The 12,141-nt window shown below is 42.6% G+C and carries 12 protein-coding genes and 1 pseudogene; 6 read left to right on the top strand and 7 right to left on the bottom strand.

Annotation, left to right across the window (positions count from 1 at the left end):
* Positions 1 to 7: 7 nt before the first annotated feature.
* The gene (locus V2H45_RS16005; protein WP_330484658.1) at positions 8 to 466 is read right to left on the bottom strand and encodes a protein kinase domain-containing protein; all 459 of its coding nucleotides are present in this window, start codon (positions 464 to 466) and stop codon (positions 8 to 10) included.
* 434 nt (positions 467 to 900) lie between these two features.
* Here V2H45_RS16005 and V2H45_RS16000 point away from each other — a divergent pair, with 434 nt between their 5' ends.
* Both V2H45_RS16000 and V2H45_RS15995 read left to right on the top strand, forming a co-directional pair.
* On the top strand, positions 901 to 1,443 hold the full coding sequence (locus V2H45_RS16000; RefSeq protein ID WP_330484657.1) for an alpha/beta hydrolase: 543 nt from the start codon (positions 901 to 903) through the stop codon (positions 1,441 to 1,443).
* An 8-nt stretch (positions 1,444 to 1,451) separates the two neighbouring features.
* A pseudogene (locus tag V2H45_RS15995) lies at positions 1,452 to 2,252 on the top strand (excinuclease ABC subunit UvrA); the annotation flags it as partial.
* On the opposite strand, the gene V2H45_RS15990 reads toward V2H45_RS15995, so the two are convergent.
* The 3 genes from V2H45_RS15990 to V2H45_RS15980 are packed head-to-tail and all read right to left on the bottom strand — an operon-like array spanning position 2,249 to position 3,557.
* A complete protein-coding gene (locus tag V2H45_RS15990) occupies positions 2,249 to 2,698 on the bottom strand; it encodes an HNH endonuclease (RefSeq protein ID WP_330484655.1) in 450 nt (149 codons plus the stop codon). The pseudogene V2H45_RS15995 and the gene V2H45_RS15990 sit on opposite strands and share 4 nt — an antisense overlap.
* Positions 2,699 to 2,720: 22 nt before the next feature.
* Positions 2,721 to 3,098: a hypothetical protein gene (locus V2H45_RS15985; protein WP_330484654.1), complete on the bottom strand. Its 378-nt coding sequence runs from the start codon at positions 3,096 to 3,098 to the stop codon at positions 2,721 to 2,723.
* Between the two features lie 12 nt (positions 3,099 to 3,110).
* Positions 3,111 to 3,557 (bottom strand): hypothetical protein, encoded by a 447-nt coding sequence (locus V2H45_RS15980; protein WP_330484653.1) that lies wholly within the window; start codon positions 3,555 to 3,557, stop codon positions 3,111 to 3,113.
* 294 nt (positions 3,558 to 3,851) lie between these two features.
* Between V2H45_RS15980 and V2H45_RS15975 the strand changes: the two genes are divergently transcribed.
* The gene (locus V2H45_RS15975; protein WP_330484652.1) at positions 3,852 to 4,265 is read left to right on the top strand and encodes a DUF6173 family protein; all 414 of its coding nucleotides are present in this window, start codon (positions 3,852 to 3,854) and stop codon (positions 4,263 to 4,265) included.
* A gap of 186 nt (positions 4,266 to 4,451) precedes the next feature.
* Here the strand turns inward: V2H45_RS15975 and V2H45_RS15970 are convergent, their stop codons facing one another.
* Both V2H45_RS15970 and V2H45_RS15965 read right to left on the bottom strand, forming a co-directional pair.
* Positions 4,452 to 4,766 carry a hypothetical protein gene (locus V2H45_RS15970; RefSeq protein WP_330484651.1) on the bottom strand — a complete coding sequence of 105 codons (315 nt, stop codon included), beginning with the start codon at positions 4,764 to 4,766 and terminating at the stop codon, positions 4,452 to 4,454.
* Positions 4,753 to 5,031, bottom strand: coding sequence for a BrnT family toxin (locus V2H45_RS15965; protein WP_330484650.1), 279 nt, complete (start codon positions 5,029 to 5,031; stop codon positions 4,753 to 4,755). Before V2H45_RS15965 ends, V2H45_RS15970 begins: the two co-directional genes overlap by 14 nt.
* 162 nt (positions 5,032 to 5,193) lie before the next feature.
* Between V2H45_RS15965 and dapF the strand changes: the two genes are divergently transcribed.
* The 3 genes from dapF to V2H45_RS15950 are packed head-to-tail and all read left to right on the top strand — an operon-like array spanning position 5,194 to position 7,979.
* Positions 5,194 to 6,039: a diaminopimelate epimerase gene (gene dapF, locus V2H45_RS15960; RefSeq protein WP_330484649.1), complete on the top strand. Its 846-nt coding sequence runs from the start codon at positions 5,194 to 5,196 to the stop codon at positions 6,037 to 6,039.
* A 3-nt stretch (positions 6,040 to 6,042) separates the two neighbouring features.
* Positions 6,043 to 7,569, top strand: coding sequence for a YifB family Mg chelatase-like AAA ATPase (locus V2H45_RS15955; protein WP_330484648.1), 1,527 nt, complete (start codon positions 6,043 to 6,045; stop codon positions 7,567 to 7,569).
* Between the two features lie 14 nt (positions 7,570 to 7,583).
* Positions 7,584 to 7,979: a hypothetical protein gene (locus tag V2H45_RS15950; protein ID WP_330484647.1), complete on the top strand. Its 396-nt coding sequence runs from the start codon at positions 7,584 to 7,586 to the stop codon at positions 7,977 to 7,979.
* A 35-nt stretch (positions 7,980 to 8,014) separates the two neighbouring features.
* Here V2H45_RS15950 and V2H45_RS15945 read toward each other — a convergent pair whose 3' ends face one another.
* Complete coding sequence (locus tag V2H45_RS15945; protein WP_330484646.1) at positions 8,015 to 11,974, bottom strand: response regulator; 3,960 nt, start codon at positions 11,972 to 11,974, stop codon at positions 8,015 to 8,017.
* Positions 11,975 to 12,141: the final 167 nt, after the last annotated feature.

The raw sequence follows: 12,141 nt of genomic DNA, 5'->3' as shown, positions 1-12,141 counted from the left end.
AGTCCCTTTACGCAAAGATCTCTAGGCGTTGCATTTCATTCTTGAATTGGCGAATAACTTGCTGCTTATGGACAAATTCTAAGACCTCAAGAATGTTAATCAGCAGAGAAACCACATAAGAATCGGTTAAGGTCTGCCCAGACACCAACTCATCTAATAATGTGTGCCCTTCGATATATTCTTGAACTAGATAGAATTCATCACCTTCTGCAAAATGCGCCAACAAGCGAGGAATGCAATCATGCGTACCAAGGTCATAGAGTGCTTTGGCTTCCTTATCAAACAGACTAAGTAATTTTTCTCGTGGTACTCCCTGATCCACATGTGGTTGAAACTGCTTCACAACACATTGAGGATGATTTGGCAAATGGGTATCTTTAGCTAAATAGGTTTGCCCAAATCCTCCCCCACCAATACGCTGTATAATCTCATAGTGCCCCGCCAGTACTGTTTTGTCTAACAGCATTTGCTTCACTCACTTTAAAGAATAGTATTCACCAACTTCATGAAAATTTCAACTCAATAAGAAGTGTAGCTTTTCGTAAAAACTTACGCAAGTAAGTTTTTACCTAAGATTTGAGGTAAACATACAACCAGCAGATAACTAAAGGACATGGCGATTAATCAAGTACCAAAAAGCAAATCTGGAAATCCGAGGTTTCGTCAATTTAGGGGTACTTTATTTTCCTACTCGTCCCTAATTACTTTAAGCTAAGGATTATAGATTAAATTATCTGCAATTCCAGCCACTAAGATGCATTGGTTAAAATGCCAATTACTGCGAAAGAATTACACTTTAATCAATCTGCGATCCTAAGTATCAATGCATAAGCAGTAATCCACAGAGTTTGCTCCCTGCTCCGTAATTTTATTGAGGCAAGTTGTTAAAAAAGAAAAAGTATGCAAACTCTAAAAAGTCAGCTACTGAAAGCGATCGCAAGTTTAGCTGTGATTGTGGGTATATCTTTTTTTACGGAAGCAAAAACTTTTGCTTCTGACGAGATCAAGTTTCGTTACAGCATTTTTGAAGCAAGTGTAACTGTTTCTCAACTTGAAGAATTTACGAAGACTGGAGAGCTAGATTCACCACTTGGAGAGTTTTTAAATCAAAAAGCACCACTAAATTGTATTGTTCAGCATGCACTGAAGCAGCAGGTAATGATTAGTCGTAAGTTTTTAGATAAAGCTCTCAACCATACTGTCGGTGAATTTTTTTTGGATCAGGCAGGTCAAGTAATTCAAATGCCTGCGGGAGGTGCGAACAGACAGGCACTGCGTGCTGCGCTTTTACTTTCTGCTCAAGATAATCAAGTTTCAATTATAGAGATAATAAAGAATTACCCTGCCCAACACATCATTGTTGATGGGGAGAAGCTAGAGAAGTTCCAAGAAGATTTTGCCCACTTCGCAAAAATTCTGCAAAACCTTTTTCCAAAGGAGTAAGTCAGCGATCGCTGGATAAATTTATCGTGATCGACCAGTCTCCGATTGGACGCACGCCGCGTTCTAATTCCGCTACCTATACGGGTACTTTTGATGTGATCCGCGAGACCTTTGCCCTGACTACCGCTGCTAAAACGCGCGGCTATAAAGCAGGACAGTTCTCGTTTAATGTCAAGGGTGGTCGCTGCGAAGCCTGTAGCGGTCAGGGCGTGAACGTGATCTCGATGAACTTCTTGCCTGATGTCTACGTGCGTTGCGATGTCTGCAAGGGCGCTCGTTACAACCGCGAAACTCTACAGGTAAAGTACAAAGATAAAACGATCGCTGATGTCTTAGATATGACGATCGAAGAAGCGATGCACTTCTTTGAGAATATTCCCCTTGCCCATACTCGGCTAGGCATGTTGGTGGATGTGGGTTTGGGCTATATTCGTCTCGGTCAACCCGCTCCGACGCTTTCGGGTGGTGAGGCACAAAGGGTGAAACTTGCCACGGAACTCGCTCGCCGTGCCACTGGAAAAACCCTCTATCTGATCGACGAACCTACGACGGGACTGAGTTTCTACGATGTGCATAAGTTGCTCGATGTCGTGCAACGCTTGGTGGACAAGGGAAATAGCGTCTTGATGATCGAACACAATCTGGATGTGATTCGCTGTGCCGACTGGGTGATTGACTTGGGACCTGAAGGTGGCGATCGCGGCGGTGAAGTCATTGCCGAAGGAACACCCGAACAGGTAGCTAAAGTTCCCCATTCCTACACAGGTCAATACTTGAAACATGTCCTTGCCGAATATCCTACTGCTTAACTTTTTAGAGCGTTGAGTAAGTTGGTTGGACGTACAGTTTTAATAAATGGATAAAGTGCTGGATAGTGAAGAAGCATATAGCGTTCGTACTCATACCAGTGCATTTCTCCCTTCTCTTTATTACAACTCCGGCAAATAACCCATAAATTTTGAAATTCCATTGATAACCAAGGATACTGCGCTCTAGGAAGCTTGTGATCGACGGTTTTGCCTCCTTTTCTAGAATACTTCTCAGAACAAATAGGACAAGCCCAATCAGAATTATTGTTTACCCAATCTCGACTTTCTTGTGTAGTTCCACATTCAAAATCACCATTTACATATCGCCAAAAATCAAATTTTCTATAATTTTCAAAATCCTGATGAGTTAATTTGTTATAACGCTTATTGCCAATTTTGTCTGCAAGTGCAAACAACTCTCTAAGTTCTTTATCTTCAAGATCCACAATATACTCCGATATATTTCTACTAATGGGTTTTCTTCTTTCTGAAATCAATAATCTCAATTTCTGTATCGGGAAATTTCTTATCTATTTCTTCATCAATTTCATTCAATACTTTAGATAAACTTTGATTCGCCTCAGCTATCTCTTGGGCAGTGAGATATTTATTACCTATACGATCAGCCTCTAAAAATAAATCTTCAAGAGTAACCTCATCTGATAATTCCTCAATCTTCTGATAGAGAATAATGACGTTATCCCAACCTACATTTTTATATCCATTTTTTTTTAAGTACCTTTGGGCTTCTATATCTAGACTCTTTCGATTGTTTGAGTTATTACGCTGAATTTCGCGATAACTCATTCCATTAAAATTCTTGGGTTTACTCTTTTTACTTGGCATCAAACTAGTTCCTCACCCTTGGATACTTTTGAACCACTTAGCCAATGCTTTTCTGATTTCACTATCTTCGTAATGCATAAGCTTCTTTACATCTAAGGCTATTTGAAGCTTGATTCGATCAACTATATTTTTCAAATCTTTATTATCTTTTTTAAGTTGATCGTTAACTTCAATCAGTTCTTTATTCGCAGAAACTAGAGTTTTAGCTTTTATCTCAAGTTCTTTGTTTTCTTTGTCTTTTAGTTCAATATCTTTGCTCTTTTTTGTTGCCTGTCCTTTTTGAGCAGCTTGGAGCCGTTGACGCTTCATTAGTTCAGAACCAGCAAACAATGAAACAGCTCGCCGAATAACAAGCTCATCAGGATCGGCATCAAAAACAACATCCTCTAAAGCTCGCAAAGCATCAGCTTTAGTCCAACCCTCATCCTCAAGCAGTTTTATAGCCTCTTTCTTCATCATTGAGGGCACCTTAGCCATCTAAATGAACAACAGTATTTATAGATTACCAAATATTTCTGAACAATAACCGATAATAACTTAATAACGAGCTGAAAATGCTAAGTTCTATCTCTTTAACTTTTCGGTAGATCTTAACAAAGGCAAAAGAATGATCAGTTGTTGGTATCTATAGATGTTGGTATCTATAGATAAAGATAAGGTTCGGTAACTACCAAATGCTCATGTATGAATTGTGGTTTATTTAAACTAAATTATGCATTAGAATCTTATGGTATTTGAATCTTTATAAGCATCATGAGCATGTTTAGTTTAGCTGAGATCGAGAAAAGTATTTCATCCAAGCATCAACAGCATCTTGAAAATAAGGCAATTGCTTCAACAATTTCCCTTGCTGAGCAGCAACAAGCAAATTTAGCAAGTGAATTCGCAAAACAATTGTATGAGCGAATTATAAAATTCGATCAAGAACTAGACGCAGAAAATGAAGTGGGTATGAGGCTTGTTTCTTTCGGGCAGACCATAACTTTTCATGTCTCTGATGTTGGTTATTATAATCCCAGCATGATTCTATTTCTTGGCAATACAGAGGGGAATAGAGTAGAACTTGTACAGCATGTTTCACAAATTAGCTTTCTACTCATGGCTTTGCCAAAATCAAATCCCGAAAGTCCAAAAAGAACTATCGGATTTATTCAACCTAGCGATTAAGCACCTTTGTCCTACCTGTGGCGATCGTGAGAAAACTCGCAAAAGTGGCTTAGAGTTTTTTACTGAGTGCGAAAAATGTAGTACATCACGCCTGTTTTATAACAACCCTGTTTTAAAGTAGCCCAAATGCTTCAGAATCTGTCAATTGGATACATGTATTTATGCAGTGAGTTTTCACAAGTCAAGTTATACATGTTCATTTTGTTTTCCCATACTAAGAGTGTCATATTGATTGGGGAATAGCGTGATTAGAGTACGTAAAGCATGGTTCACTGAAGCAGCATCTGGAAAATACTTACGAACATCAGGATCGAGCATGATTGCGCCTTCTTCTAAAGTGAAGTGTTGCACATTAACCGATCCATCAGGTTGATGGATTTTAACTGTGTGCCCTTTTTGGTAAGCCTTATAGTGCTTACCTCGTACTCCTTCACTAAAATCGTACTCAGGCAACATATCTTCCGCAGTTGCTCGATCTCGATCAGAATTACTGTTGTTCATAAAAACTCCGTTCTTTGTTAGTGGCTTTGCGACAACTAATAATGCGAATATTTTGCTGGCGTTCTGTATAAACTACAATTAGTAATCTTCCTTGATTGGAAAACCCAAGATCGATAAATCGGTCTTCATCTATTGAGTGTATGGGATCGCTAAGTGTAATGGATAAAGGATCGTTGAATACAGTCTTTCCTTCTTGAAAACCAATGCCATGTTTCTTGATATTTTCAGTTTCTTTTTGCTCGTCCCACTCAAATGCTAGTTCCACAACTTAGTCCAATCTATCAAAACATTTCAAGATATTTGTTAGCGTAGCTTACGGGGTGAAATAGGTTTTACCATAGTTTATCATCGTGTCAGGATTCCTTGAGTAGCGGTTCATATGAATGAGCTAAAATGGGGGCTAATTTAGATTTCAACTTGTATCATCATGGCGATCGCATTTAGTAAATATCATGGGCTTGGCAATGACTTCATTCTCATTGATAACCGAGATCGACCTGAACCTTATATAACGCCCGAACAGGCAGTACGGTGGTGCGATCGCAACTTTGGTATTGGGGCAGATGGCGTGATTTTTCTCTTGCCCACATCCGATCCGAATAGCGGTAGCTACAGAATGCAGATTTTTAACTCCGATGGTTCCGAGCCCGAAATGTGTGGCAATGGCATTCGTTGTCTCGCCAAATTCATGCAGGACTTAGGTATCGAACCCGTAGAAGGGAAGTACGAGATTCAAACTGGGGCGGGTAAGATCGTACCGCAACTGGATGCTGACGGACAGGTTACGGTGGATATGGGCGAACCCGTGCTGTTAGCAGCGGAGATTCCGACGACCTTAGGCGAACCCCAGAGCAAAGTTATAAACTATCCTCTTGAAGTCGATGGAAAGACCTGGGCAGTAACGACCGTAAGCATGGGAAACCCTCACTGCATTACCTTTGTGCCTGATGTCGCTAGCATTCCCCTCAAAGAACTCGGGGTCAAATTTGAGCATCATCCTGCATTTCCCAAGCGCACAAATACGGAATTTATTGAAGTGGTTCGTCCCGACTATATCAAGATGTTGGTGTGGGAACGCGGTGCAGGCGCAACCCTAGCCTGTGGAACGGGAGCCTGTGCCTCTTTGGTCGCAGGTGTGTTGAATAACCTCTGCGATCGCCTCTGTACAGTCAATCTCCCAGGGGGGGATTTACGCATTCACTGGTCGGCAGAAACCAATCACGTCCTGATGACAGGCCCCGCCCAGAAAGTGTTCGCAGGTGAGATAGAATAGATCGTGTTAGCAAGAGTTTGGAGTGCATCGGTTTTAGGCATCAATGCCGTACAAGTGGGTGTAGAGGTGGATGTTGCAGGCGGTCTACCGGGAATTGTCGTGGTCGGCTTGCCTGATACTGCCGTGCAAGAGAGCAAAGAACGGGTAAAAGCAGCGCTTAAAAACTCTGGCTATTCCTTTCCCATGCGAAAGATCGTCGTGAATTTAACCCCTGCCGATCTGCGAAAAGAGGGGCCTAGCTTCGATTTACCGATCAGTATTGGCATTCTCGCCGCTTCCGACCAAGTCGATCCAATGCTGTTGGGTGACTTTTTGTTTGTGGGAGAAGTTTCCCTTGATGGTTCCCTGCGAGCCGTTTCGGGTGTACTGCCGATCGCTGCATCGGCAAAAAAGATGGGGATTAGCGGTATGGTCGTACCGATTGAGAATGCCCAAGAAGCGGCTTTAGTCAAAGGTCTAGCTGTGTATGGCTTGCGGAACTTAACGGAGGTTGGAGATTTCTTAGCCAATCCGCAACAATATCAGCCTGCGATCGCCGATCGCGACATGCCCAAGCCTACAGAAGTTCCGTTTAAGCTCGACCTTAAGGATGTCAAGGGACAGCAACATGCAAGAAGAGCCTTGGAAGTGGCGGCAGCGGGCGGACACAACCTGATTTTTGTGGGTTCTCCTGGTTCTGGGAAAACTCTATTGGCTCGACGTTTACCCAGTATTTTGCCCGATTTATCTTTCCAAGAAGCCTTAGAGATTACACAGGTCTATTCCGTGGCAGGGTTGCTAAAAGGCAAAGGATTGGTCTGCGATCGCCCATTTCGCAGCCCCCATCACTCGGCATCAGGACCTGCTCTTGTGGGTGGTGGTAGTTTCCCAAAACCGGGAGAGATATCTCTCGCCACACACGGCATTCTTTTTATGGATGAGCTAACGGAATTCAAACGGGAAGTCCTAGAATTTCTACGTCAACCACTGGAAGATGGCTTTGTCAGTATCTCGCGCACGCGTCAATCCGTGGTCTTTCCAGCCCAGTTTACCCTGATCGCGAGTACGAATCCTTGTCAATGCGGATATTACGGCGATTCCATTCAACCTTGCACTTGTACACCGCGCCAACGGGAACAATATTGGGCAAAGCTATCGGGACCTTTGATGGATCGGATCGATTTGCAGGTGGCAGTAACCAGACTGAAGCCCGAAGAAATCATGCGATCGCCTGAGGGAGAAAGTTCGGAAGCGGTGCGATCGCGGGTTCAGGCAGCACGTCAACGGCAGCAAGAGCGATTTCAAGCTGAGGCACAGGTTAATTGCAATGCCCAGATGCAGGCTCGACATATTCGTCAATGGTGTCAACTCGATGAAGCCTCGCGGAACTTGCTCGAAGCGGCAATCAAGCGATTGGGACTATCAGCCCGTGCCACAGATCGGATTCTCAAAGTATCGCGCACGATCGCCGATCTTGCCGCTGAGGAAACCATCAAAACCTCTCACCTTGCCGAAGCCGTACAATATCGCACGTTAGATCGAATGACCTAAGAAGTTTTTGATATGTGCCAGTTCGTTCCACAAACCCATGCAAGACAGGTGTCAAAGATTTTATGAATGCTTTTTTGTTGGCGATCGCCCTGATAACCCAACTGATTTTTCTTGTGGGTGAAATTCCTGCGGCAGGCCATTTATATAAGTATGGATTTAGCCCAGAAATTGTTAGCCATCCTTGGTTTTGGCTATTTACAATCACACGCTTTCTGGGAATTGCTGGACAAATTTATTTATGGAGTTCCACCGAGATTGGTAGAGTTGCAGCAGTGATGGGTTCCTGTGGGTTGATCCTCAGCAATATCCTAGGCACATTTTTACTGCAGCAAAAGTCACTTTCTATGAATGGATACATTGGTTTAGTTTTCGCTATGCTTGCGATCGCATTGCTTGCCAGTGAGAAATAGCATTCGCCCTGCATGGGAAAACTGCCTGAAAGAAATCAGCTTTGAACTAGACTTTTTATCTGTTCTACACCCTTGATAATGTTCTCAAAAAGAATGACAGAATTCTCAGGTAACTGTTCAGATTTACCCATTTCTTCGAGAGTAGCAGCAAGCTTCGCAATGCCTTTAATCCCAATCGCGGCACTGGAACCCTTGAGGAAATGGGCTTCTTGTTCGACCTTAACGTACTGACCTTGCGCGATCGCATCTTTTAAGACATCTAGATGCTCAGGCAAAGAGCCCAAAAAGGCTTTGAGCAATTCTTGCTTAAATTCCTCATTGCCACTACACATGTCATCAAGATATTTCCAATCAATTTCTAGATCGTTCTCATCTGGATTTATCTGAGCGATATGATCAATCTCTTCAATAACTGAGTTCGATCTTTCATAAGGGTTGGGATTCAGTGAAGCTATTCCTCCCATCTGTGCTATTACTTCACTCCAGTAAGCAAGTTTGATCCCCAAATCTTCTTTGCGAATTGGCTTGCTGAGATAATCATCCATGCCTGAAGCCAGACAGCGATCGCGATCTTCTTTCATCGCATTTGCTGTAAGCGCAATAATAACGATCTTAGCGGATTTATGTTGGGCTTCTGCCTCCAAATCGCGAATTTTGCGACTGGTTTCATAGCCATCTAAGATAGGCATTTGGCAATCCATTAAAATAATATCGTAGGGAATTTGGGCAAGAAGTTCTAGCACCTCTTTGCCATTTGCCGCCACATCAGCATGAAAGCCCAAATTGTGGAGCTGGTTGATGGCAACTTTTTGGTTGACAGGACTATCTTCTGCCAACAAAATTTTGAGCTTAGAGGGGGGAATTGGCTCAGCTTTTTTCAGATCTTGGTTGATTTGGTTTAAACTAGAGTTTCGTCGAATGCCTGTAATTGCATCAACAACGCAATTTAAGAGCCTCAACTTCCTCACAGGTTTTCGCAGATAGTAGTCAAACCCGATCTCAAGCATCCGCCTGGCAGCACCATTTTGATCGAGCGATGTAAGCATGATTAAATGGATGTTTTGGAGTGTTGGCGAGTCCTTGATTTGCTTGCCTAAACTTTCCCCATCTAGATCGGGCATTTGCATATCTAGCAGGGCAAGTTCGTAGGGGTCTCCAATTTCGATCGCTCGATTTAGGCAAGCGATCGCCTCAACAGAATGCTCGATGGTATCAACCCGCATTTCCCAAGAACTAAGTTGATGATTGAGAATGCGACAGTTGGTCGTACTGTCATCTACAACAAGAACTCGCATACCTCGAAGGATATCAACTCCAAAATTATTTGTGGGACATTCAGATTGCTTTTCAAATAGAAGTTCGAACCAAAAGGTCGAACCATAATTCTCTTCACTCTCCACATGAATTTCACCCCCCATCAACTCAACGATTTGCTTGCAGATCGCTAAGCCTAAGCCCGTCCCCCCATACTTACGCGTTGTCGAAGCATCAACTTGTGTAAAGGGCTGAAACAGTTTTGACAGAGCTTTAGCAGGAATGCCAATGCCTGTATCGATCACGGCAAAACGGAGAGCAACAGTAATCGCATCTTCTGACAACAAGCTAACTTCAATAGTGACCTCTCCTCTAGAGGTAAATTTGATCGCATTATTGACTAGATTTAGTAAAACCTGACGCAGACGGCTGACATCTCCTTGCAAGCATTTTGGTACATCAGAATGGATAAACGTAATAAGCTCTAGTCCTTTTGTCTGTGCTACGGTAGCTAAGATTTCCGCGACCTCTTCGATACTAGTTTCTATATCAAAGTCAAGGACTTCTAATTGCATTTCTCCAGCTTCTAATTTAGAGAAATCGAGGATCTCGTTAATCAGATTTAACAGGTGATCGCCGCTACTACGGATGGTTTGAGCAAAATCCTGTTGTTGGCTGTTTAAGTTGGTGTCGAGTAACAAACCTGTCATTCCAATCACAGCATTCATGGGAGTGCGAATCTCATGACTCATCGTTGCGAGGAAAGAACTTTTTGCCACCGTTGCTGCTTCGGCTTCCTTCCTCGCGATCTCTAAATCATTATTTTTTTGTTGTAAAAGTTCGCGTTGTTCTCTCTCTTGGGCAAGCAATCGTGACTGCGCGATCGCTATACCAATTTGATCGGCAAGCTGACTCAATAAATTTGTCTCAAAAGACTCCCAATGTCTTGGCGCAGAACATTGATGGGCAATCAACAATCCCCATAATTTCTCGTTTTCGATAATGGGTACAACTAGATTAGCCTGAACTTGAAAACCGGCTAAGAGTTGCTTATGACATTCACTGAGGTCTGAATTAGCTACATGATCGATCGCTAACTTTCGCCCCTGCTGATAAGCCTGCCATTGTCCAGCTTGAAAGCAAGTATCTTGGATGTTTACGCCAAGGGAGGATCTCCATTTAGAGTTGACAGATTCTACTTCCACCGTGCCGTTCCAATCTGGATAAAAACGATAAACTAAAACGCGATCTGTATTCAGGAATTTACGGATTTCTGTAACGGAAGTATTGAGAATTTCTGTAAGATCCAGCGACTGACGAATGCGGAGGGCTAAATCTGAAAGGAGGAGCATTCGCCAATTTTGCTTTTGAAGTTGTTTTTCCGTTCTACGTTTTTCTATAAATTGTCCAATTTGTCGGCACACCGCAAGCATCACATTTAAAAGCTCGGCACTAGGCTGCTGACACTCACGACTAAGCAGCGAAATTACCGCTAAAATTGCATCGTTTTCCCCTGGAACAGGAAAACAAAACACAAAGTTTAACCCTGCATTTTTTACTGCTTCTGCGTTACGAAAGTTAGGATATCGATCGATCTCAACCCACTTAGCAATTCCTTCCGCCCAAACAGTTCCAATGAAACCAGAACCATATTCAATCGACATTTGATTGTGACTTTGTATGAGTTCATCTGCATCAGTTTCCTGCGTAGTATAACTTGCCATTAGTCGTAAAACAGGAGGATGTGTATTGGTAAGCCATAGTTCGCCCACATCCAAGGTCAACTGTTCGCAGAGGATTTGAAGTATTTTGGTTGCTGCTTTATTAAAACTTGTTGATTCAGCTAAGACAGTTGCAGTCCTATATTGAACTGCTAACAGTTTCTCAACTTCTTTGCTCTTTGTAATATCATCGGAAATTCCAGCAATGCGATAAGGGTCTCCCTGTTCGTTGAGAATGGGGAAAGCCCGATCGCGAATCCATCTAATTTCTCCATCTGGACGCAGGATGCGATAGACTTCATCGAATCCCCCTGAAACTTGTTTAGGTAAAGCAGCTAAAATTCGATCGCGATCGTCTGGATGAATGGTTGAGAGCCAGTTGGATGACGGTTGATAGACCTCATCTTTGGAACGCCCCCAGATCTTTTCATAGGCTGGAGATTTATAGATGATTTTATCTTTTTCTATATTGGTTTCAACACTGGTCATCCAGAAAGCAGTTTCAATATTCTCCGCTAGTTGACGAAAATATTCTTCACTCTGTTGTAAAGCCAATGTTCTTTCTCTAACATGATCTTCTAGTTTTTCAGTTAAGGTATTAAGCTCTTGATTTTGTAATGCTAAAGTTTGCATTAGCTGCCGCAGTTGCAGATGCAGGCGAACCCGCGCCAAAACCTCTTCCTGTTGAAAAGGTTTCGTGATGTAATCCACAGCACCTAAGTCTAGTCCAGTTAACTTATCCGCAGTATCTGTTAAAGCCGACATAAAGATGACAGGAATATCCTTGGTCTTTTCGTTTCCTTTAAGTTGGCGACAGACTTCAAATCCATTGATACTAGGCAACATGATATCCAGCAAGATCAGATCGGGAGCGTTGAGGTCGATCTGAGCGATCGCATTAACTCCATCAACTTCAACCCTGATGCTATATCCTTCATTACTTAAAGCTCCGTAAAGAACTTCAAGATTAGCCGGGTTATCATCAACGATCAGAATGGTACTGGGGTTTGTATTCGTCACGATCAAATATGGGGGTAAATTTATTTTAAAAATCACTTCACAAGCGATCGTACTTGCTTGCTCTCGCGCCTTGTTAATCTTTCTCGATGGGCTATACCCAAGCGAGTTAGGTTGGATTTCCCTTTGTTAGAAAATTTTCATATATCTGATTGAATTATGCTACCTTA

Source organism: Tumidithrix elongata BACA0141 (genome assembly GCF_036349135.1).
Classification (GTDB): domain Bacteria; phylum Cyanobacteriota; class Cyanobacteriia; order Pseudanabaenales; family Pseudanabaenaceae; genus Tumidithrix; species Tumidithrix elongata.
The sequence above is the reverse complement of the archived record's forward strand: the minus strand, read 5'-3'. Positions and strand labels throughout refer to the sequence as shown.